Here is a 21,357-nt window from a genome sequence, read left to right as displayed (position 1 = left end):
CAACCGATATGGTTCAAACTTTCTTGAAAATTTCCATGAGTTTGTTAGAGCAGCATATGTAGCAAGAGTGTGTAACTCCTTTAGTGGAGCGGGTTAGAGAGGATGTGTGCGGCTTAAAAATACCCATAGAAAAAAACCAGGCACCCCCTCACAGCATCAAGGCTATGTGGAGATACCTGGTTTTCTTAACTAAGCACTATCAGCAGTGCTGATGTGGTTCCGACAAAACAACCGGCCAAACAATCCGAAGGATAGTGGAAGCCGAGATATATGCGAGACAGACTGACCGTAAGCGCCAGCAGAAGTAGGAGCAGTGACAACCAAGGCGTTATAAACAGAAACGGGGTCACGATAGAAAATATGGCCGTTGAGTGTCCGGAAGGAAAAGAGTGGTCCTTCATCGGTTTTTTCTCAAACCTGACTTTTTCGAGCGCCAGGTAAGGTCTGATGCGCCGCATCTTCTTTTTGATAAGTGCAGTAACCAGAAAGCTGAGGGAGAGGGCAATAAAGCTTTGCCACCCCATCGTCCTCCATGGCTCGGGTGCAAAAAATGCAATCGAGAGTGTCAGCACAATGGTAAAGAGAGCACCCCCCATATGGGTGACCAGCGAGAGCATCGAATCCACCGTTTTGTTGCGGATCTTGCGGTTTAACCAGCGGAAGATAAGGTGGTCATGTTGCTGCAGCCATTCCACTGAACGAGTAATCATTGTGAACAGAACACCTCACATTGTATTTTAGTAAGCTGACAGCCTGACGTTAAAGCCGGGCCAGCGTGTGTGCTTGTAAGGGACAGAATCCTAAGGTAGACAAGAGCCTACATACGACAGTATACAGGAGAATTGTTAAGCGCGGGTATGATTGATATGTATTTTTTCATAAAATAAGTTTTTTTAGTTTTCGTTTTCTCAGGGATGATTGGTGTTTCAGTGTACGAGCCATACCACCAGAATTAGGGTTCCCCAGGATGGAGGACTTGATGTTCCCCATGTTCGATGGGCATAGAATCCGATATAATGAGAGCATCAAGCCAAGCATAAGGAGGACAAGCATGAAATTTCGCGTTTCTGCCGTGCAATATCATCTGCACACCATTCAATCCTTTGACGATTTCGCCCGCCAGTCGGAGCACTATATCCGGACGGCTGAGGAATTTGAAGTAGATTTTGTGCTGTTTCCGGAGTTTTTTACAACGCAGCTGATGTCCATTGGCGACGATCAGGGTAAGGCGTTAACGATCAATGACCTTCCGGATTTCACAGACCGTTACCGCGAGCTGTTCCAGGGCTTTGCGAAGCAATATAATATGCATATCATTGGCGGAACCCACGTCATTCGCCGGGAAGGAAAGCTGTACAATGTGGCGCATCTGTTCTATCCGGACGGCCGCATTGCAGAGCAGGCCAAAATTCATATTACACCTTCAGAGATTACGGGATGGAATATGGGGGCAGGCGAGGGGCTCCAAGTGTTCGAAACGGAAAAAGGCACGATTGCGATGCTGACCTGCTATGACATCGAGTTCCCTGAGATCGTGCGCATGGCCAAGGCCAAAGGAGCGGACGTTATTTTCTGTCCATCTTGCACAGATGACCGCCATGGATTCCACCGCGTGCGTTACACCAGTCATGCCCGCGCGATTGAGAATCAGGTTTACGTCGTGCTGACCGGTACTGTTGGCTCACTGCCTACGGTGGATCTGATGCGTGCCAACTTCGGACAGGCGGCCATCATTACCCCGAACGATATTCCTTTCCCTCCACAGGGCTTGCTGGCTGAGGGAGAGCTGAACAACGACATGATCATCACAGCCGATCTCGATCTGGATTTATTGTATCAAGTGCGCGAGAAAGGATCCGTCACAACATGGCGAGACCGCCGCACGGATTTGTATCCGGATTGGGAGTAAGCACGTTTATCTTCATTGAGAAAACAGGACAAAGGCGGTGTAGAGGTAATGGCCCGGTTTTATCAACAGTTCTATGTATTTGACGACACCCGGCCGGTGCCGGTTGTCATTCGAAGCTACACACAGGATGATTTTGATGAGCTGATCGTCATTCAATCCGAGACCTTCCCGCCTCCATATCCGCCGGAGCAGTGGTGGAACAAGGAACAGCTGATGCAGCATATCACCTTGTTTCCGGAGGGCGCCCTATGCGCCCAAGTGGATGGCATGCTCGCCGGGTCGATCACCTCGCTCATCGTAGATTATGATCCGATGAAGCCTGCGCATTCCTGGGCAGACGCTACGGATAATGGGTACATTCGTACGCATAAGCCGGACGGGAACACGCTGTACATCGCTGACATTTGCGTCAGACCACGCTTTCGCAAGCTTGGCCTCGGCAAATGGCTCATTCAGTCGCTGTATCATGTGACCGTGGAGCAAGGGCTGGAGCGGCTGCTTGGGGGCGGACGGATGCCGGGTTATCATCGGTATGCTCATGAAATGTCGGCAGCGGATTACTTGGATGCTGTTGTCCGCGGAGAACTTAAAGATCCGGTTATTACCTTTCTGCTGCGATGCGGCCGCACGCCCGTTGGAGTAGCAGCAGATTATCTGGAGGATGAGGAATCCTGTAATTATGGGGCCCTGATGGAATGGAAGAATCCATTTAGAGGATAATCGTTTCATTTTGCATCAGATATTTGAACACGGCTTCAACGAAGAGGGGGTCGTTCTTTGGTAATTATCATCGCACTTTTATTTCTTATAGCAGGAATCCTTTTTATTGTTAAAGCAAAGAAAGATAATAAGAATATGAGATTGTTTAAGTGGATCGGCATCTCACTTATTATCATGACTATATTTTTTCTCGTGTTTGGTACTTTGCAGATCTTGGATGTTCAATCTCATAGAGTGGGACATTGAGACATCACAATCCGAGTTATATTAAGATTGAAGTTATTCTGCCAAAGGTATACAGATTAGATTACTAGACTAATGAGGAGGTCTCATTTAATGGAATATATTCGCATAACGAGCATTGAGGATCCTTTGTTCCGCAGCATGCACAATCTGATGAAGGAAGTGTTCCCTCCGGAAGAGGTGCTGGAGTTCAGTCAATGGAAGGAGCCGCTGGAGGATCCAGGCATTCGGGTGTTTGTTGCCTTGCATGAGGGCGAGGTGGTAGGTACGACGGAATACCGCTATTACGAGGACTGGAATGTAGCGATGACCGATTTTACGATCATCGGGCGTGAAGGGCTTGGCATCGGACGCTTTCTGGCACAGCATCGCTTGAAGGATCTGAATCAATTGGCGGCTGCAAACGGCAAAGAGCTGCTGGGCATGTTTGCTGAGATTTATGATCCGTACCGGGTGCAGGATTATGCATTTGGCGGGGTAAAGCCGATGGATCCGTTCGTTCGACGCGAGGTATTGTCGCATCTTGGCTACAAACGCACGGATATTAATTATGTTCATCCTTCGTGGAGCCAGGATGGCGAAGCGGTAAGCGGCCTGGATCTCTGCTTCATGCCGGGAGACGAAATTGTTAATGAACTTCCAGCCGAGTTGATCGTGAACTTCCTGAAACGTTACTATTCGGTGCTGCCGGACAAACCACAAGCCTGGGTTGATATGGTGGCCAAGCTGGAGGCGCGGAAGATGGTATCCCTACTGCCGTTGTAACCTAAGTAATTACGTGAATGCCTGATTCGTTCCAGAATCAGGCTATTCCATTGTTCTTGTGCACATGGTGTGTAATGTTTTGGTATTCTATATAGTAGATTAGTTAGGCCAGACTGAACCATTCGATAAACGCAGGAAGAGCCTCTTTGCACGTGGTTTGTCTTAGTGAGTATGCGTTGTTCGGTGTTTTTTCTTCTTATTTTGCTAAAATCCTCATTTGAATTGCAAGGCTATACTGGATATAGTAATACAATAGGTAAGGAAAAGAGGAACGTATATGAACGACCGACATCGAGTAAGCATCCGTCTTCAGAGTCTTCATGAAGAAGAGAACACGGTGCAGGAGCTTCCAGGAGAAGCGTTTATCAAGGGAAACGTGCTGTATGTTCGTTATATCGAGCCAGCTGCTGGCCCGCATCAAGGGGAAACCCGGGCGATGCTTAAGCTGTCAGAGGATGAGTTGAAGCTGATCCGTCACGGCCAGGTGGAGTCCGAACAGTCGTTTCGTCTTGGACAGCAATTGCCGGGATATTACCGCTCCCCATTCACTTCATTTCAATTGTCTACGCACACCCGGCATTTGGAGCTGGAGCTTGATGGCTTATCCGGCCGAGCGGCTTGGGCGTATGATTTATATGTGTTCGGCGAGTTATCGGGACACTTTTCTATTAGTTTGACTATTCGGGAGGCACATGAATAATGACAATGAATCCATTAGATCACATTAACGGGCTGGTTGCAGAAGCGGTGGCGGATGCTGCCGTTGCTGCGGGACTGGTTTCCCGTGAGGAGCTGCCGGCCATTACGCTGGAAGTTCCGAAGGATAAGTCGCATGGCGATTTGGCTACAAACGTAGCAATGCAGCTGACGCGAATTGCCAAGAAGAACCCGCGTATGATTGCGGAGGCTATCCTGGAGCATCTGGATACGGCGAAGGCTTCCATTGAAAAAGCTGAAATTGCCGGACCAGGGTTCATTAACTTCACCTTGGACAAGGGATATCTCTATCCAATCGTTGCTTTGGTACAAGAGCAGGGCGATAACTACGGGCGGATTAGCACAGGCAAAGGGCAAAAGGTACAGATGGAGTTTGTTAGTGCCAACCCGACCGGAAGCCTGCACTTGGGCCATGCCCGCGGAGCAGCCGTAGGCGACGCGCTATGTAATGTGCTCGATTATGCAGGATATGAGGTAACACGGGAATACTACATTAATGATGCAGGTAACCAGGTCGTAAACCTGATTAAATCGCTGGAAGCCCGTTATTTGCAGGAACTGGGACAGAATGCCGAGATGCCGGAAGACGGATACCACGGTGAAGATATTAAAGGATTCGCCAAAGAGTTGGTAGCCGAGAAGGGCGATTCTTTGCTGTCCATGGAACCAGGGGAGAGAGCGGCATTCCTTCGCGAGTTTGGTCTGGAGAAAGAACTGGGTAAAATTAAGCGCGACTTGAATCGATTCCGCGTACATTTTGACGAGTGGTTCAGCGAAACGTCGCTGTATGACAATGGACTTGTAGAGAAGTCCTTGGAAGAGCTGAAAGCCAAGGGCGAAGCCTATGAGAAGGATGGGGCGACTTGGCTTCGTACAACCGACTATGGTGATGACAAGGACCGGGTCCTCGTTAAGAACGATGGAACCTATACGTACCTGACACCGGATATTGCATACCATCGCAATAAATATGAGCGCGGCTACGATAAGATCCTAAATATCTGGGGAGCTGACCACCACGGTTATGTTCCACGCATGAAAGCTGCGATGGAGGCCCTCGGCAATGACCCGGACAAGCTGATCGTATTGATCGCTCAGATGGTCAGCCTGTTCCAGGATGGCGAGAAAGTGAAGATGTCCAAGCGTACCGGTAAAGCGGTCACGATGGAAGATTTGATGGATGAAGTCGGCGTAGACGCTATTCGCTATTTCTTCACCATGCGCAGCATGGACTCGCATTTGGATTTCGATATGGATCTGGCGGTATCTACGTCCAATGAAAATCCGGTTTTCTACGTTCAGTATGCTCATGCTCGTATTTGCAGCGTATTCCGCCAAGCGGAGGAGCAAGGGGTCAGCGTGCTGCCACTTGCCGACGTGAACCTGAGTGTTCTTACGACCGAGCATGAATACGACATTTTACGCAAAATGGGAGAGCTGCCGCAAGAGGTGTCGCTTGCTGCGGAGAACTATGCACCGCATCGACTCATCCGGTATGTATATGAGCTGGCGTCTCTGTTCCACAGCTACTATAGAGCCGAGCGTGTAATTACGGAAGATGCGGACCAGACGCAGGCCCGCTTGGCATTGCTTGGAGCCGTTCGTACGGTTATCGCTAACGTGCTTCGTCTGATGGGCGTTTCAGCACCAGAACGGATGTAAGAGTCTAAACCTTAATATGTGAGAACAGCCGTCTTTCCTGAGGGAAGGCGGCTGTTGTTTCGTATAGGGATTTCCCACATTGGCTGTTAAAAGCAAGCTTATAATTTCATGCCCTCGCGTAGTAGTTTCAAGGCATTGACCTCTCCGTCTGAGATACTGGTGCCTTTTCTGAGCTTAAGCGGGGAGGAAGTTCGACGGAGAAGGGCCTTCACCGTCGCTGTATTCAGGCCCGGCTTTTGCGCAAGCAGCAGGGCGATTGCCCCACTGATGTGTGAAGTGGCCATGGAGGTGCCGCTCATTTCGTGGTATTTTCCTTGCAGCCAAGCTGACACAATTTTGTCGCCAGGTGCATAGATATCAACGAATTGCCCGCGGTTGCTGAAGGGAGGGACTCTCCGGTTGCGATCGGTAGCCCCGACAGATATGGTCTGAGGATAGCGAGCAGGGTAGTCGACTGTACGGCGTCTGCCGTCATTGCCTGAGGAAGCTACAATAATGACGCCCGCTTGGTTGGCCTTGTTTACAATATCAAGCAGCGCTCGGTTACGGGTTTGCATACCGAAACTCATATTAATGATATCGATTTCCGCGCGCACGCACCAATCGATGGCTAGAATGATATCCGATACAAAGGCAGATCCGTTATGATCAAAAGCTTTAACCGGATACACGGCGGACCTTGGAGCGACCCCAATCATACCCTGTTGGCTGTTAGCTGCAGCGATGGTCCCTGATATATGTGTTCCATGTCCATTGTCATCATAAGGCAGTATGTTTCGATGGACCAGGTTGATTCCCCGGGTCAGCGAATACTTTAGATCGGGATGGGAGAAATCCACGCCTGTGTCGATAACAGCAATTTTTATACGGTATCCTGTCGAGGTGGACCAGACTTGGGGCGCCTTGATTTGCTTGATACCCCATGGGACCCCGGTTACCGATCCGATGGTTCCCTGTATGGCATGGATATGAACTTGATCATCGTCTTCAATCATCAGCTCATTTCGAAACTCGGCCTCAAATTTCGCAGTTTGGGGAGCAGGAGCGATGATAGTGCGGGTAAGCGATGAATAGCTGACCGAACTTGGGAAACGCCTTTTCGCAGCAAGTCGGTTCCATTCACCGATACAACGCCGATATAGCTGGGGGTCATAAAACGTGAGGAGCCGCCGGTTCTTATCCCGGACGTTCCGCAGAGGGTTCGTCTGTGCAAGTAGTGATTGCATGATCCGGGTGTAATCCATGCGTGGCAATCTCCCTTCTCGAAGAACCGTTGCTTCAGTATTGTATGAGCTAGGGAGAGAGCCCGAATGGGAGGATGCCCTTTTTCCGGGAAATAGGCCCTGATTACCGTGTCAAAGCAGCAGGGAGAACATAAGATACATGGAGAGAATATCAAGGTTCTCTTATCTATCCCGTAAGGAGTCGATCCTTGGGGCGGGTACAGTCAGGAGGCGGAGAGAAAGTATCTCCGTCTTTTTCCATTTGGGGCTGTAAGCAAATGGCGCACATTAAAACTTGATTTTTATTTCCAAATAGGTTTTACTTAGTTTTGATAATGGATATGTTGAGGGTATAACGTGAAGATTGTGTGAGAGGAAGTGTGCGTTAGTGAGTAATCCGCTCAATTTAAAGCTCGATCCGGAGAAGATTCAGGAAATCCCAATGGTTGACCTGGCTTTTATGGTTCTGAAAGCGGCGAATACGCCGTATTATTACCGTGACCTTATGAATGAGGTGGCCAAGCTTCGCGGCTTTACGGAACAGGAAATTAACGAAACGATTGCCCAGTTATATACCGAGATCAATATAGACGGACGTTTCGCATGTGTAGGAACGAACCTGTGGGGACTGAAGCGCTGGTATCCACTGGAGAAGTCCGAAGATCCGATTGCGAATGCCAAGCGTCCGCGGATCATCAATGATGAAGACGATGATGATGATGACTTCACGGATGAAGAGGACACTTATACTGGTGACGATGCCGAGGAGGATTTCGACAGCATCAATGATGAAGATGACGACGATCTCTTCTCGGATGATGATGATGCCGATGATGATGAAGATGTTGTTCTGGATGACGACGAATTGGATGAAGAGGATTCGGATTCTGAGGATGAAGATGATCTGGAAGAGGAAGAATTTGAGGAAGACGATAAGGACTAACTAGTCTTGAAGCAAGGATTTTGCGGCCTGTTTGCGTTGTTTATGATTGTGTTTTACCTTCTTTGCCGGTTGGGTGATTTTGTGGTTGGTTCTTCTCTTGACAAGCAGACAAGGCACAGAGTAAACTATTGCTTGGGCTTATGATTGTGGTTTAAATATGTTTAATATAAAAGTGCCCCGTTATTTATTCGGGGTCACTTTTTTTGTTTTTAGGGAGCAGAATGTGAAAACAAAGCTAGCTTCTGGACCTCATATCGCAAGAGAAGCTATTTAATGAAAAGCGGTCTGTCTTCTTGAATGTACGTCGATGGTCGTTTTTTATTTTGAGCTGGGAGAGTATCCCTTCTGTAAGGGCTGGACTTTCCTGGTCTCTTGCAGTGAAATAATCTGCTGTCAATCGCCTAAAAAGGCGACAATGGATGGCGGAATTTTAGGTTTGCGATGGTTATAGAGGCATTAGGCCGCTGATCATGGTGACTCATTCATATCGGAAAAGCACTTGGTATGATGGCTCTGAAGTTTGGGTTTTCATGTATGCGGTTTGTAATAGGTCGGAGGTTAGCTCGCTCACCATTTGTGGAAGCGAGCGATGCTTTTTTGTTGATCCCTTTGATGAATCAGGGAAAAACGGGTTAGGATATACATCATATGTCGCCTGAAGTTATGGAGATTATATAGGAGGGTTTTTAACAGTGACAAAGTATATTTTTGTAACAGGCGGGGTCGTGTCATCACTTGGTAAGGGGATTACCGCCGCTTCGCTCGGCAGATTGCTGAAGAACAGAGGACTCAAAGTAACGATTCAGAAATTCGATCCGTACATTAATATAGACCCGGGCACAATGAGTCCATATCAGCATGGCGAAGTGTTCGTTACCGATGATGGTGCCGAAACGGACCTAGACCTGGGACACTACGAGCGTTTCATCGATATCAATTTATCGAAGAACAGCAATGTGACGACAGGGAAAGTATACTCCTCTGTTATCAGCAAGGAGCGCCGGGGCGAATATTTGGGCGGCACCGTGCAGGTTATCCCTCATATTACGAACGAAATCAAGGAGCGCGTATTCCGTGCAGGCCGTGAAGCGGGATCAGATGTCGTTATTACTGAAATCGGCGGTACGGTTGGCGATATTGAGAGTCTTCCTTTCCTTGAAGCGATCCGCCAGATCAAGAGCGATGTTGGTCGCGAGAACGTGATGTATATTCATGTAACCCTCATTCCATATATTAAGGCAGCCGGCGAAGTGAAAACAAAGCCGACCCAGCATAGTGTAAAAGAACTTCGCAGCATTGGTATTCAGCCGAATGTCATTGTGTGCCGTACGGAATATGAGCTTTCAACTGAGATGAAAGCAAAAATCGCCCTCTTCTGCGATATCGACCCTAATGCAGTTGTAGAATGCCGCGATGCATCCTCGCTGTATGAGGTGCCGCTGAATTTGCGCGACGAAGGCCTGGACGAAATTGTTGTCAATCATCTGAAGCTGACTACCCCTGCGCCGGATATGAGCGAGTGGGAAGCTCTGGTTGAGCGTGTATCCAAGCTGGAGAAAACGGTTGAAATTGCGATTGTTGGTAAGTATGTTGCACTTCATGACGCGTATCTCAGTGTTGTTGAATCCTTATCGCATGCGGGCTTTGATGCTAATGCCGATGTGAAGATCCGCTGGGTGAACGCTGAAGAGCTTACGGCGGATAATGTGGGAGAAATGCTAAGCGGCATAGGTGGTATTCTGGTGCCTGGCGGTTTCGGAGACCGGGGTATCGAGGGCAAGATCAGCGCGATTCGCTATGCTCGCGAGAAGAATATTCCGTTCTTCGGCATTTGTCTTGGTATGCAAGTGTCCGTTATCGAATACGCCCGCTCGATTCTGGATCTGCAAGGTGCGAACAGCTCGGAGATTGATCCAGCTACCGAATACCCGGTTATCGATTTGCTTCCAGAGCAGAAGGATATCGAGGATCTGGGCGGAACGATGCGCCTTGGCCTGTATCCATGTAAACTGGCTTCCGGTTCGCTTGCAGAGTCCTGCTATCAGGATGAGCTGGTTTATGAAAGACATCGTCACCGGTATGAGTTCAACAACCAATACCGCGAAGACATTGAAAAAGCGGGTCTGCGTATTTCCGGAACTTCCCCGGATGGGCGTCTCGTCGAAATCGTAGAGCTGCCAGGGCATCCATGGTTCCTTGCCGTGCAATTCCATCCGGAATTCACGTCCCGTCCGAATCGCCCGCAGCCGTTGTTCCGTGAATTTGTTAAAGCCTCGATCGAGCATCAGGCATAATGGAAGGAGCCTCTTTTGAAGAGGCTCTTTTTTTGTGATCCATATTGTCTTATGTATGGAAGACTTACAATAAATTCCCACAAATCTTATGTAAGGCTGCTTGAATCCATTCCATGATCTTTTTTTCTTTACTTTTTTTAGGATGGGAAGGATTTTTGAACACTACAAGCGAATACAAGTAATGGCCGGTTTATGGGAAAGTTAGGAACTTTTGAGTTTGCATTCATACTCATTGTGCGATTTAAGTATCGGGAGGTTGGAAGGGATGAGCAAACAAGGCAAACACAAAGTGCTGATTGTGGATGACCAGAATGGTATCCGCATCCTGCTTGTGGAAGTCTTCAGCAGTGAAGGATATGAGACGTTTCAAGCAGCAAACGGCAAGGCTGCGCTGGAAATTGTGAAGCTGCATGTACCGGATCTTGTGCTGCTGGATATGAAAATTCCTGGAATGGACGGGCTTGAGATCTTGAAGCATATAAAACAGATGAATCCGGACATTAAGGTGATCATGATGACAGCTTACGGAGAGCTGGATATGATCAAGGAAGCAACGGATCTTGGTGCATTGATGCATTTTACCAAACCGTTTGATATTGATGAGATGCGGCAAGCGGTGAATATGCAGTTGAAAGGGATCACGAATAACATCGGTTGAATAATGAATTCTGCTCACGGGGCGGAATTCTTTTTTTTCCAAAATGTGAGGTCCTTCGCATCCTTTTCGGAAATGCTTGTTTAGTATTTATGACGCGATGTGGTATAATAAGTCCGTATGTTATATCGGCTAAAAACCATAGACAAACTAAGCATCTATAGGAGGATGAAACCATGCCATTAGTATCAATGACAGACATGCTGAACAAAGCTCTTAAAGGTAAATATGCTGTTGGTCAATACAACATCAACAACCTGGAATGGACTTATGCCATTCTTGAAGCAGCTGAACAAGAAAAATCACCGGTAATTTTGGGTGTTTCCGAAGGCGCTGCTCGTTATATGGGTGGATTCAGCACCGTTGTTCACATGGTAAAAGGTTTGATGGAGGATCTGAAAGTTACAGTTCCTGTTGCCATTCACCTTGACCACGGTTCAAGTGTTGAGAAATGTAAAGAAGCTATCGACGCTGGATTCACTTCAGTTATGATTGATGATTCCCACAGCCCGATTGAGACGAATATTGCAACGACAAAACAAGTGGTTGAGTATGCTCATGCCAAAGGCGTATCCGTTGAAGCTGAAGTTGGCATGGTTGGTGGACAAGAGGATGATGTTATCGGTGACGTTATGTATGCGAAGCTTGACGACTGCGTACGCATCGTGAACGAAACAGGCATCGACACATTGGCACCGGCACTTGGTTCTGTTCATGGTCCTTACAAAGGCGAACCAAACCTTGGTTTCAAAGAGATGGAAGAAATCTGCAATGCAGTCAGCCTTCCACTGGTGCTTCATGGCGGAACAGGCATTCCTACTCATGACATCAAGAAAGCAATCTCGCTGGGCACATCCAAAATCAACGTGAACACCGAGAACCAAATTTCCTTCACTAAGGTTGTTCGTGAAGTGCTTGCTGCAAAACCAGAAGCATATGATCCGCGTACATTCTTGAAACCAGGCCGTGAGGCAATTAAGGAAACAGTTGTTGGCAAGATCCGTGAGTTTGGTTCCAACAACCAAGCTTAATTTCCGCTAAGCCTATGTCCGTTTGCATTAGCAGTTGCAATGCAATACGATATTGATATAAGCTACAAAGATATTTAGAACGTTTTTATGTTGCATACCGTGAAATGGAAAGTACACCGCCTAGCCGGTGTCTTTCCATTTCATTTATTAAGATATGGAATCAGTACAGCATGGTTGTGACTTTCACAACATCAGAACCATTTCCGGCTGCGAAGTGATGTAGGGGGACCCGAAAGCATATGGAGAAATTGATGATCAGCGGTGGACGCCCACTGCGTGGTACCGTAACGATCAGTGGTGCCAAGAACAGTGCAATTGCGTTAATTCCTGCCGCAATCCTGGCGGAATCGGAAGTCGTGCTTGATAATTTGCCGCTTCTTAGTGACGTGGCTGTTTATGCTGAGATTCTTGAGGAATTAGGCGGCCAAGTTTCATGGGAAGGTAATCAGATGAGAATTGATCCTTCTGATATCAAATCCATTCCGATGCCTAACGGACCCGTCAAGAAATTGCGTGCGTCCTATTACATGATGGGCGCTATGCTTGGAAGATTCAAGGAAGCCGTAATCGGTTTGCCGGGCGGCTGTAATTTTGAACCTCGTCCCATCGACCAGCACATTAAGGGCTTTGAAGCGCTTGGCGCAACCGTGACGAATGAACACGGTTCGATTCATTTGCATGCCAAAGAGCTGCGGGGTGCAAAGATCTACTTGGATGTGAGCAGTGTCGGTGCGACGATTAATATTATGCTGGCGGCTGCGAAAGCCAAAGGCTCCACAATTATCGAAAATGCGGCGAAAGAGCCTGAAATTATAGATGTTGCAACACTTTTAAATTCCATGGGAGCTGTCATTAAGGGAGCTGGTACGGAGACGATCCGGATTGAAGGCGTAACAGAGATGCATGGCTGCCGTCATTCCATCATTCCAGACCGGATTCAAGCCGGTACATATATGATTGCAGCTGCGGCTACACGTGGCGATGTATTGATTGACAACGTTATTCCAAAGCACCTCGAAGCTCTTACTGCCAAGTTAATTGAAATGGGCGTTGGGATCGAAGAGTTAGATGAAAGCATTCGTGTCATCGGTAAGGACCGCTATCAGCATGTAGACGTGAAGGCGCTGATCTATCCTGGATTTGCTACGGATCTGCAATCGCCGATGACCAGCTTGCTTACGCAAGCCGAAGGCGTCAGTGTCCTTAGCGATTTTGTGTACAGCAACCGGTTTAAACATGTTCCAGAGTTAGTTCGTATGGGGGCCAAAATCCGGGTGGAGGGACGCTCTGCCATCATTGAAGGCGGTCCGCTGAATGCAGCTAAAGTCAAAGCGACCGACCTGCGTGCAGGAGCGGCTCTTGTAATAGCGGGCTTAACCGTGCCTGAAGGGATCACGGAAGTTAGCGGCGTGGAGTACATTGACCGTGGCTATGACCATCTGGTGTCCAATCTGCGTATGCTGGGTGCGGACGTATGGCGGGAGACTGAGGAAGAATGATTTTTTAACATACCCGAGGGAAATATGCGGCGATAACTGCATATCTCCCTCTGATTTGGGTAATGCTCCTAATATAGCTTTCATAGAATAATAGACTATATGACAGCAGATTATCGCTGTGTCAGAAACAAATAATTGAATAGGTGGTTATTGAATGGATTTACAAATAGCCGATTTGGAAGGCATGAAGCTGACGGATCTGTATAAGCTGGCCAAAAAATATCAGATTCCTTATTACGGCCAATTGAAGAAGAAAGAATTAATATTTGCTATTCTACGGGCTCAGGCCGAACAGAGCGGCTTGATGTTCATGGAAGGTGTACTCGAGATTTTACCCGAGGGATACGGTTTTCTTAGACCCATCAACTATCTGCCAAGCACAGAGGACATCTATATTTCGGCCTCTCAGATTCGCAAATTCGATTTGCGTACCGGAGATTTAGTTTCGGGCAAATGCCGGACGCCCAAAGAGAACGAACGTTACTTTGGACTTCTGCAGGTCAATGCCGTGAACGGTGAGAACCCCGCGGTTGCTGCAGAACGATTACACTTCCCAGCCTTGACTCCTCTATATCCGCAAGAAAAGCTTGTTCTTGAAACATCCCCTAATCAGTTGTCAACCCGAATTATGGATCTGCTTGCACCTGTAGGTTTAGGACAACGCGGTTTGATCGTAGCACCGCCAAAAGCAGGGAAAACGCTCCTCTTAAAAGAAATAGCCAACAGTATTTCAACCAATAATCCAGAGATTGAACTGTTTGTTCTACTTATTGATGAACGACCTGAAGAAGTGACTGATATGCAGCGGTCCGTCAAGGGTGAGGTGGTCGCTTCTACTTTCGACGAGCTTCCGGAGAATCATATTAAGGTGGCGGAGCTAGTATTGTCACGTGCACTGCGGCTAGTAGAGCATAAGAAGGACGTTGTTATACTGCTGGACAGCATCACCCGTCTTGCGAGAGCGTATAACTTGGTTATTCCTCCTTCCGGTAGAACATTAAGCGGGGGTATTGATCCAGCGGCGTTCCACCGTCCGAAACGGTTCTTTGGTTCGGCGCGTAATGTGGAAGAAGGCGGAAGTCTGACGATTCTGGCCACAGCCTTGGTGGATACCGGGTCACGGATGGATGATATTATATATGAGGAATTTAAAGGCACAGGTAATATGGAGCTGCACTTGGATCGTCGCTTTGCTGAACGCCGTATATTTCCGGCAATCGACATTCGCCGTTCGGGTACCCGTCGTGAAGAGGTGCTCTTGAACAAGGATGAACTCGATACGATTTGGGCGATCCGTAAAAATATGAATGATTCCGCAGACTTTGTGGAAGGCTTCCTCAAAAAAATGCGGGACACGAAGACCAACGCCGAATTCTTGGCAACTTTTGATGTTAATGCTAATAACAGCAGTGGAACCGGAACTCCGAGCCAGACAGCCAGACGCCCATCGCGAGCATCTGCTGCGACGGCTCCTCAGAGCTAAAGCTCTGAATCGACCGGAGAATAGAGGAGATCAACATGTATTTGGTTTATGCAGATGAACAAGGGAATGTATATGATCATTCCGAGCTGTTTGGGCTTGCCCGCAGTGGAGATATGATCGTAGAGATATTGGATGATGAATTGATACCTTTGCCTGAAGGAGCTACGCTTGTTGGGCTGCCAAGCACCCACGCGATTGGAATGGACCCGGAAACGGGTGAAATGATGCCGCTTGAAAAAGGGTATACCGCTGTGGGAGCCCTCTTACCGCAGGGTTACACCCGTTTGTGCTTACCGGGTTACGTGAAATCAGACAAGGAATATAAGCTGCCGCTGTTTGGTTATTCGGCTGTTGTATGGAAGGATGGCGGGTTTTATACGACAGCTCGTATGTCCGATGATCCGGAGAAATGGAATCCTGTGAATTGTGATCTGGGCGACCTGGAGCTCGGGGTTAAGACATTGAAGGAGAAATATCCAGAGAATCGGCTCTATGAACACCTGTCTAACTGTGCATTAGGTTACGAATGCCTAACGGCATCCAACACCTTTTTGAATCGTTGGGAAGGCGCTGTTCCCGTGTCCTATTCTTGTAATGCAGGCTGCTTCGGCTGTATTTCGGAACAGCCGGATGACAGCGGATTTGTCTCGCCTCAGACACGAATGAATTTCCGTCCGAGAGTGGATGAACTGGTACAGGTCATGCTGGAGCATCTGAAAACACCGGAGTCAATCATTAGCTTTGGACAAGGGTGTGAGGGTGAGCCATCTACACAGGCTAAGATCATCATAGAAGCGATGCGGGAAGTACGGGCGCGAACTGATATGGGATATATTAATATCAATACCAACGCGGGTCTGACCGACTTTATCCGCGGTATTGTGGATGCTGGTCTTGATCTGATGAGGGTCAGCACGATCAGTGCATTGGATGCCCATTATAACGCATACTATAAGCCGAGAGGCTATACGCTAGCGAATGTGGAGAAGTCTCTCCGCTACGCTACGGATCAAGGTGTCTATACTTCCATAAACTATCTGATTTTCCCGGGCGTGACTGATCGCGAGGAAGAGCTTGAAGCCATGATAGAGTTTGCCCGCCGAACAGGTCTCAAATTAATTCAACTGCGTAACCTCAATATTGATCCTGAGAGCTATCTTGAGCTTATCCCGCCTGCACAAGGCGATATTCTGGGCATGAAGCAGGCGATCGAGATTATGCAGGAAGAGCTGCCGGATGTGGTAATTGGTTCTTATACACATGTTCCGCCTGCAGGACAAGCTAGGCCGAAGAAGAAACCATTGATTATTTAACTGGAGGATATTATTCGGCTGATGAGTATTCCATAAATAGGTCGAGGGCCCAATTATGGGCTTGTTTGATCAATTAAGTATAGGCTATTGCGCAATTAATATGCTCGTGATATACTGATTTTATGTGTCCATATAACTCTGGGTCCGCTTGAGGCTCAGGGCGGAAAGAGGTGAAAGCTACAATGAAACAGGATATTCAACCGAAATATCACGTTACTACAGTTACTTGTGCTTGCGGTAATACGTTTGAAACAGGTTCTGTAAAGCCAGATCTTCGTGTAGAGATTTGCTCGAACTGTCATCCATTCTTCACTGGTAAACAGAAGTTCTTGGATGCAGGTGGTCGTGTCGATCGATTCAAGAAGAAATACGGTATCTAATAAACGGACCCTTCGTCTTTATAGACGAAGGGTTTTTGTCTGAATATGGAACCATGTGACTAAGCAACTTTTTCCGTCGGTTGCTTTTTTGATAGCCATGCGATATACTAAAGTTCGCCGTGCTAGACGGGGAGGTAGCGGTGCCCTGTAACTCGCAATCCGCTGTAGCGAGGTTGAATTCCTGTTAGAGGTATTGTCGATGTGAGGCTGGTCCCTGCGCTCAGCGTTGACGGTTGGGTCCTCCGCAATGAGCACTTGTGAACCTGGTCAGGTCCGGAAGGAAGCAGCCATAAGCAAGACCGCTTTTGTGCCGGAGGGGTGCCTAGCCCGAGCTGTTGCTCAGGATTGCCGCTCGGATCGCAATCATCAATAACAGGTGCACGGTATACATATCTGCACGTTACACCCTTGCCTTTGGCAAGGGTGTTTTTGTCTTAATTTGCCAGGATTTTAAGCCCTTCCTCGCGAATCCCTTTATATATGGATTGGATAAAGATTTCCAAGTAAACGTTTTGCTAAGGCTGGGGAAAGTAGTATAGAATGTAGTATAATATAACCGTTAACTCAACTCTTTAGAATTGAGAAGGACTATAAACATAATAGTAAAGCACACGAGGAAGGGGTTCTTAACCTTTGGAGGTTGAGGCTCTCCATTTATCGTGAGGTGGAAGTTGAAAGAGGGTATAGCATAGTGGAACATATCGCGTTATATCGAGCTTGGCGGCCACAGTCATTTGGCGACATGGTGGGCCAGCAGCATATTATCCAGACCCTGCAGAACGCCATACGCGAGCAGCGGGTTTCCCATGCCTACCTGTTCAGCGGTCCACGGGGTACGGGCAAGACCAGTGCCGCTAAAATTTTGGCCAAAGCCGTGAACTGCGAGCGTGGTCCGGCTGAGGAGCCCTGCAATGAATGCGAGGCTTGCCGTCGTATAACGTCTGGAGCCGTTATGGATGTTCAAGAGATCGATGCTGCATCCAACCGCGGTGTCGAGGAAATTCGTGATTTGCGGGAGAAAGTCAAATATGCACCGACCGAGGTCCGGCGCAAGGTTTATATTATTGATGAAGTACACATGCTGACGACGGAGGCGTTTAACGCTTTGCTGAAAACGCTGGAGGAACCACCGGCACATGTGATGTTTATACTGGCTACAACAGAGCCGCACAAGCTTCCTGCAACGATCATCTCGCGCTGTCAGCGGTTTGACTTCCGCAGAGTTTCTCTGGAGGAACAAACCGGGCGCTTGGCGCAGATCTGCGGGGAAGAAGGGATAACAGCAGAGCAGGAGGCGCTGGAGTACATTGCACGTCTGTCTGATGGCGGTATGCGCGATGCGCTGAGCATTCTGGATCAGATTGCTTCATTCACAGGCGGAACGGTATCTTACCGTCAGGTCATGGACATGACCGGAGGAATTGCCTCAGAGCAGTTTGGTCGCCTGGCCAGTGCAGTGAAGCAAGGGGATGCCGGACTTGTACTGCAGATCGTAGAGCAGTTTATGCAAGAGGGGAAGAGTGCAGATAAGTGCATGGAGAATCTTCTGTATTATTTCCGCGATTTGCTTATGATTAAGATGGTGCCCAATGCCGACAAGCTGACCGATCGGGTACTGAATCCAGCCGAGTTTCAAGAAATGGCCGATGCTTTTAGCCGGGATGAATTATTCCAAATGATTGATACGCTTAATCGGTACCAGAGTGAGATGAAATACGCTTCGCAGCCACAGACCCTGTTTGAGGTGGCCCTGCTTAAGCTTTCCGGTATTACTCAATCGGCCGGCGGGTCAGCAGTATCTCGCCAATCCGCTGATGCGGGAGAGCTTGTCCAGTTAAAGCAGCATGTAGCTGCACTTGAGAAGAAGCTGGAGCGTCTGATACAGAATGGTGTCCCTGCTTCGAACCAGCGCGAACCGGCGAAGTCTACCCGTACACCTGCACCCAAAGCAGCCTCCTCAGCCAAGATCCCACAGCATATTGATCAATATGTATCTTGCCGAACAGGTGAGGACTTTACTTTGGTTCAGCGGCAATGGCCGCAGATTCTGCAGAATGTAAAAGAAGAGAAGGTGACCGTTCACGCGTGGCTGATGGACGGAGAGCCGGTATCCGTATGGGAAGACAAGGTTCTTGTCGCTTTCAAAAATAACATCCACCGCGAAACCACCGAGAAGCCTGCCAATAAGCAGGTGATTGAAGGGGTTCTGGAATCCATGCTTGGCAATCCGTATCACCTAGTCACCATGATGCTCCGCGACTGGAGCGAGGCGGTAGAAGGAGCCGGCAAGCCTCAAGCAGAAGAGCTGAAGCTTGAGCATGAGGAAGCGGATGACGGTGGAGAAAAACCATGGATTGATGAGGCGATCCAATTATTTGGAGAAGACCTCGTTGTCATAAAAGATTAGCACGCCCTAGCGTGCACCCTATTATAAGGAGAGATGAATTATGAATAATATGAACCAAATGATGAAGCAAGTGAAGAAAATGCAAGAACAAATGCTGAAAGCTCAAGAAGAGCTTGCTACCAAAACGGTTGAAGGAACATCCGGTGGCGGCGTAGTTACCGTTGAAGCGAATGGTCATAAACAAATTTTGTCCATCAACATCAAGCCAGAGGCTGTTGATCCGGATGATGTGGAAATGCTGCAAGACTTGGTGCTGACTGCAGTTAACGATGCACTTGCCAAGGCTGAAGAAATTGCAAATGCAGATATGGGTAAATTTACAGGCGGCATGAAGATCCCGGGCTTATTCTAATCTAACCTAGAAGGAGTAGTTACATTTGTACTATCCTGAACCGATAGCGAAGCTCATCGACGCCTTTACGCGACTGCCGGGTGTGGGGCCAAAAACGGCCGCCCGCCTGGCTTTTCATGTTCTGAACATGAAGGAAGATGATGTTATTGATTTTGCCAAGGCACTGGTAAGTGTCAAAAGAAATCTGCACTACTGCTCCATTTGCTGCAATATCACAGATACCGATCCATGCCGGGTATGCCAAGACAAAACCCGGGATGCCTCGGTCATTTGCGTTGTACAGGATGCGAAGGATCTGGTCGCTATGGAGCGTACGAAGGAGTTCGATGGCTATTATCATGTACTTCATGGAGCGATCTCCCCTATGGAGGGGATCGGACCGGATGAAATCCGTCTGAAGGAGTTGCTCACGCGTCTGAGTGATGAGAGAGTGAAAGAGCTGATACTGGCAACGAATGCGAATATTGAAGGGGAAGCAACAGCGATGTATATATCGCGTCTGGTTCGTCCTTTTGATATCAAAGTGACCCGGATTGCCCATGGACTGCCAGTTGGTGGTGATTTGGAATACGCAGACGAAGTCACTTTATCCAAGGCGCTTGAAGGACGACGTGAACTGAACTGATATTTTGGGTGTATTATGCATCCAAGGATTATATGAAAAAAACATAAGAACGAGCCTCAGAAGCAATCTGATGGCTCGTTTTTCTTTGCTCGCTTAGTAGGAGACAAAGTAGAGGATAGAGGATTCTTTTAGTTCTAAGTTTGTCCCTCTCTTGATATGAATGTTAAAAGACAGGTCTGATTATAAAGGTCTCTAACATTATATCCATAGGGGTGTGAGTAAATGAAAATATGGTGGAAACAGTCAAAGCAGCAGAAAGAGGAAGTATATATTACGGAAGAGGAGCAGGAGCGCATGTGGCATGTGTTCCTCGACGTTCGTAAATCGCAAATGGAGTGGGAGCGGGCTCAAATGCTGTTTCAAGAGGCTACAGGGCAGGACCAGATTGATTATGCGATCTACATACTGGAGGCAGCAGAACGCAAGTATCAGATGAATCTCAAACAAGCCAAGCAGTTAAATCTGGATGGAGCTAGAATGCAATACATCGAGCAGAAAAGAGAGAATGGATAGATCAGCAAGAAGAAGCCTAATAACCCTGGAAGGAGAAGTATATATGAAATTAATTGTGCTTGGTGTCTTGTGTATATCACTCTTGCTGCTCATCTATATTGTATTTAGAAAGAAACTCGGATTAGGATGGTTGACGTTATTCGGGGCACATCTTGCTCTTTCCGCTGTGGCGATCTATATCATAAATTTCACGGGTTTAGCGGCCCAGACGTATATTCCGCTGAATCCGATGACCATAGGAACCGTCATGACCTTGGGATTGCCAGGAGTCGCCCTTCTCGTTGGTTTAAAAATAATTATACTAGGTGGTTGACGCGGGATGATAATCTATGATACATTAATGTTCGCCCATTTGATTATTGGGTGATAGAGATTCACGGGTCAGGCAGAAAATTGATATAAAAATTATCGAAAAAAGTTCTTGACCAACAGCAAGCTAGTATGATATATTATAAAAGTCGCCGCTGAGATGCGGATGACAAACAAAATAACGATTGATCTTTGAAAACTGAACAACGAGTGAGTAAGGATTTCATCATTGGAATCCATTGTGAAATCATCATGTACAAGCATTTGCTTGTTGGATGATGGAACATAAAGAGAATGAACACATTCTCGTCAGT

General features: G+C 47.7%; 20 protein-coding genes and 1 other RNA gene. 19 read left to right on the top strand and 2 right to left on the bottom strand.

Features of this window, described 5'->3' with window-relative positions; genetic code table 11:
* Positions 1–185 precede the first annotated feature (185 nt).
* Positions 186–710, bottom strand: a complete 525-nt coding sequence (locus ABEQ74_RS11070) for a phosphatase PAP2 family protein (RefSeq protein WP_430122238.1) — start codon at positions 708–710, stop codon at positions 186–188.
* A 341-nt stretch (positions 711–1,051) separates the two neighbouring features.
* Here ABEQ74_RS11070 and ABEQ74_RS11065 point away from each other — a divergent pair, with 341 nt between their 5' ends.
* The 5 genes from ABEQ74_RS11065 (at position 1,052) to argS (ending at position 6,016) form a co-directional block, all read left to right on the top strand.
* On the top strand, positions 1,052–1,909 hold the full coding sequence (locus tag ABEQ74_RS11065; RefSeq protein ID WP_430122237.1) for a carbon-nitrogen hydrolase family protein: 858 nt from the start codon (positions 1,052–1,054) through the stop codon (positions 1,907–1,909).
* A 48-nt stretch (positions 1,910–1,957) separates the two neighbouring features.
* Entirely contained in the window at positions 1,958–2,629 is a 672-nt protein-coding gene (locus tag ABEQ74_RS11060; protein WP_430122236.1) for a GNAT family N-acetyltransferase, read from the top strand.
* Positions 2,630–2,965: 336 nt separating this feature from the next.
* The gene (locus ABEQ74_RS11055) at positions 2,966–3,637 is read left to right on the top strand and encodes a GNAT family N-acetyltransferase (protein WP_430122235.1); all 672 of its coding nucleotides are present in this window, start codon (positions 2,966–2,968) and stop codon (positions 3,635–3,637) included.
* 277 nt (positions 3,638–3,914) lie between these two features.
* Positions 3,915–4,337 carry a DUF1934 domain-containing protein gene (locus tag ABEQ74_RS11050; RefSeq protein ID WP_430122234.1) on the top strand — a complete coding sequence of 141 codons (423 nt, stop codon included), beginning with the start codon at positions 3,915–3,917 and terminating at the stop codon, positions 4,335–4,337.
* Complete coding sequence (gene argS / locus ABEQ74_RS11045; RefSeq protein WP_430122233.1) at positions 4,337–6,016, top strand: arginine--tRNA ligase; 1,680 nt, start codon at positions 4,337–4,339, stop codon at positions 6,014–6,016. Before ABEQ74_RS11050 ends, argS begins: the two co-directional genes overlap by 1 nt.
* Before the next feature lie 98 nt (positions 6,017–6,114).
* On the opposite strand, the gene ABEQ74_RS11040 is transcribed toward argS, so the two are convergent.
* Entirely contained in the window at positions 6,115–7,260 is a 1,146-nt protein-coding gene (locus ABEQ74_RS11040; protein WP_430122232.1) for a S8 family peptidase, read from the bottom strand.
* Between the two features lie 367 nt (positions 7,261–7,627).
* Here ABEQ74_RS11040 and rpoE point away from each other — a divergent pair, with 367 nt between their 5' ends.
* The 14 genes from rpoE to ABEQ74_RS10970 all read left to right on the top strand — a co-directional run bounded on the left by rpoE (position 7,628) and on the right by ABEQ74_RS10970 (position 21,047).
* A complete protein-coding gene (rpoE, locus tag ABEQ74_RS11035) occupies positions 7,628–8,182 on the top strand; it encodes a DNA-directed RNA polymerase subunit delta (RefSeq protein ID WP_430122231.1) in 555 nt (184 codons plus the stop codon).
* A gap of 692 nt (positions 8,183–8,874) precedes the next feature.
* The gene (locus ABEQ74_RS11030) at positions 8,875–10,476 is read left to right on the top strand and encodes a CTP synthase (RefSeq protein ID WP_430122230.1); all 1,602 of its coding nucleotides are present in this window, start codon (positions 8,875–8,877) and stop codon (positions 10,474–10,476) included.
* 265 nt (positions 10,477–10,741) lie between these two features.
* Entirely contained in the window at positions 10,742–11,134 is a 393-nt protein-coding gene (locus ABEQ74_RS11025; RefSeq protein WP_053490642.1) for a response regulator, read from the top strand.
* A 173-nt stretch (positions 11,135–11,307) separates the two neighbouring features.
* Positions 11,308–12,162 (top strand): class II fructose-1,6-bisphosphate aldolase, encoded by an 855-nt coding sequence (gene fba / locus ABEQ74_RS11020; RefSeq protein WP_430122229.1) that lies wholly within the window; start codon positions 11,308–11,310, stop codon positions 12,160–12,162.
* A 239-nt stretch (positions 12,163–12,401) separates the two neighbouring features.
* Positions 12,402–13,661 carry a UDP-N-acetylglucosamine 1-carboxyvinyltransferase gene (locus ABEQ74_RS11015; protein WP_430122228.1) on the top strand — a complete coding sequence of 420 codons (1,260 nt, stop codon included), beginning with the start codon at positions 12,402–12,404 and terminating at the stop codon, positions 13,659–13,661.
* Between the two features lie 154 nt (positions 13,662–13,815).
* A complete protein-coding gene (gene rho / locus ABEQ74_RS11010) occupies positions 13,816–15,144 on the top strand; it encodes a transcription termination factor Rho (RefSeq protein ID WP_430122227.1) in 1,329 nt (442 codons plus the stop codon).
* Positions 15,145–15,179: 35 nt separating this feature from the next.
* Positions 15,180–16,457 (top strand): radical SAM protein, encoded by a 1,278-nt coding sequence (locus ABEQ74_RS11005; protein WP_430122226.1) that lies wholly within the window; start codon positions 15,180–15,182, stop codon positions 16,455–16,457.
* A gap of 182 nt (positions 16,458–16,639) precedes the next feature.
* A complete protein-coding gene (gene rpmE / locus ABEQ74_RS11000) occupies positions 16,640–16,837 on the top strand; it encodes a 50S ribosomal protein L31 (RefSeq protein WP_006207505.1) in 198 nt (65 codons plus the stop codon).
* Between the two features lie 117 nt (positions 16,838–16,954).
* Positions 16,955–17,221: signal recognition particle sRNA large type (ffs, locus tag ABEQ74_RS10995), an RNA gene on the top strand.
* A gap of 307 nt (positions 17,222–17,528) precedes the next feature.
* Positions 17,529–19,244 carry a DNA polymerase III subunit gamma/tau gene (dnaX, locus tag ABEQ74_RS10990; protein ID WP_430122225.1) on the top strand — a complete coding sequence of 572 codons (1,716 nt, stop codon included), beginning with the start codon at positions 17,529–17,531 and terminating at the stop codon, positions 19,242–19,244.
* A 40-nt stretch (positions 19,245–19,284) separates the two neighbouring features.
* Positions 19,285–19,596, top strand: coding sequence for a YbaB/EbfC family nucleoid-associated protein (locus ABEQ74_RS10985; RefSeq protein ID WP_009595540.1), 312 nt, complete (start codon positions 19,285–19,287; stop codon positions 19,594–19,596).
* A 25-nt stretch (positions 19,597–19,621) separates the two neighbouring features.
* Positions 19,622–20,221, top strand: coding sequence for a recombination mediator RecR (recR, locus tag ABEQ74_RS10980; RefSeq protein ID WP_430122224.1), 600 nt, complete (start codon positions 19,622–19,624; stop codon positions 20,219–20,221).
* Positions 20,222–20,443: 222 nt separating this feature from the next.
* Complete coding sequence (locus ABEQ74_RS10975) at positions 20,444–20,734, top strand: hypothetical protein (RefSeq protein ID WP_430122223.1); 291 nt, start codon at positions 20,444–20,446, stop codon at positions 20,732–20,734.
* Positions 20,735–20,777: 43 nt separating this feature from the next.
* Positions 20,778–21,047 (top strand): pro-sigmaK processing inhibitor BofA family protein, encoded by a 270-nt coding sequence (locus ABEQ74_RS10970; RefSeq protein WP_430122222.1) that lies wholly within the window; start codon positions 20,778–20,780, stop codon positions 21,045–21,047.
* Positions 21,048–21,357 lie beyond the last annotated feature (310 nt).

This window comes from Paenibacillus solani, assembly GCF_050475945.1.
In the GTDB taxonomy this organism is placed as follows: Bacteria; Bacillota; Bacilli; order Paenibacillales; family Paenibacillaceae; genus Paenibacillus_AQ; species Paenibacillus_AQ solani_A.
The sequence above is the reverse complement of the archived record's forward strand: the minus strand, read 5'-3'. Positions and strand labels throughout refer to the sequence as shown.

What these genes read in the sequence shown, in the direction of transcription:
- ABEQ74_RS10970 (WP_430122222.1), top strand. Translation starts at nt 20,778, where the DNA reads ATGAAATTAATTGTGCTTGGTGTCTTGTGTATATCACTCTTGCTGCTC.
- rho (WP_430122227.1), top strand. Translation starts at nt 13,816, where the DNA reads ATGGATTTACAAATAGCCGATTTGGAAGGCATGAAGCTGACGGATCTG.
- ABEQ74_RS11065 (WP_430122237.1), top strand. Translation starts at nt 1,052, where the DNA reads ATGAAATTTCGCGTTTCTGCCGTGCAATATCATCTGCACACCATTCAA.
- ABEQ74_RS11005 (WP_430122226.1), top strand. Translation starts at nt 15,180, where the DNA reads ATGTATTTGGTTTATGCAGATGAACAAGGGAATGTATATGATCATTCC.
- ABEQ74_RS11055 (WP_430122235.1), top strand. Translation starts at nt 2,966, where the DNA reads ATGGAATATATTCGCATAACGAGCATTGAGGATCCTTTGTTCCGCAGC.
- ABEQ74_RS11040 (WP_430122232.1), bottom strand. Translation starts at nt 7,260, where the DNA reads ATGGATTACACCCGGATCATGCAATCACTACTTGCACAGACGAACCCT.
- rpmE (WP_006207505.1), top strand. Translation starts at nt 16,640, where the DNA reads ATGAAACAGGATATTCAACCGAAATATCACGTTACTACAGTTACTTGT.
- ABEQ74_RS11050 (WP_430122234.1), top strand. Translation starts at nt 3,915, where the DNA reads ATGAACGACCGACATCGAGTAAGCATCCGTCTTCAGAGTCTTCATGAA.
- ABEQ74_RS11060 (WP_430122236.1), top strand. Translation starts at nt 1,958, where the DNA reads ATGGCCCGGTTTTATCAACAGTTCTATGTATTTGACGACACCCGGCCG.
- argS (WP_430122233.1), top strand. Translation starts at nt 4,337, where the DNA reads ATGACAATGAATCCATTAGATCACATTAACGGGCTGGTTGCAGAAGCG.
- ABEQ74_RS11070 (WP_430122238.1), bottom strand. Translation starts at nt 710, where the DNA reads ATGATTACTCGTTCAGTGGAATGGCTGCAGCAACATGACCACCTTATC.
- ABEQ74_RS11025 (WP_053490642.1), top strand. Translation starts at nt 10,742, where the DNA reads ATGAGCAAACAAGGCAAACACAAAGTGCTGATTGTGGATGACCAGAAT.
- ABEQ74_RS10985 (WP_009595540.1), top strand. Translation starts at nt 19,285, where the DNA reads ATGAATAATATGAACCAAATGATGAAGCAAGTGAAGAAAATGCAAGAA.
- ABEQ74_RS11015 (WP_430122228.1), top strand. Translation starts at nt 12,402, where the DNA reads ATGGAGAAATTGATGATCAGCGGTGGACGCCCACTGCGTGGTACCGTA.
- fba (WP_430122229.1), top strand. Translation starts at nt 11,308, where the DNA reads ATGCCATTAGTATCAATGACAGACATGCTGAACAAAGCTCTTAAAGGT.
- ABEQ74_RS10975 (WP_430122223.1), top strand. Translation starts at nt 20,444, where the DNA reads ATGAAAATATGGTGGAAACAGTCAAAGCAGCAGAAAGAGGAAGTATAT.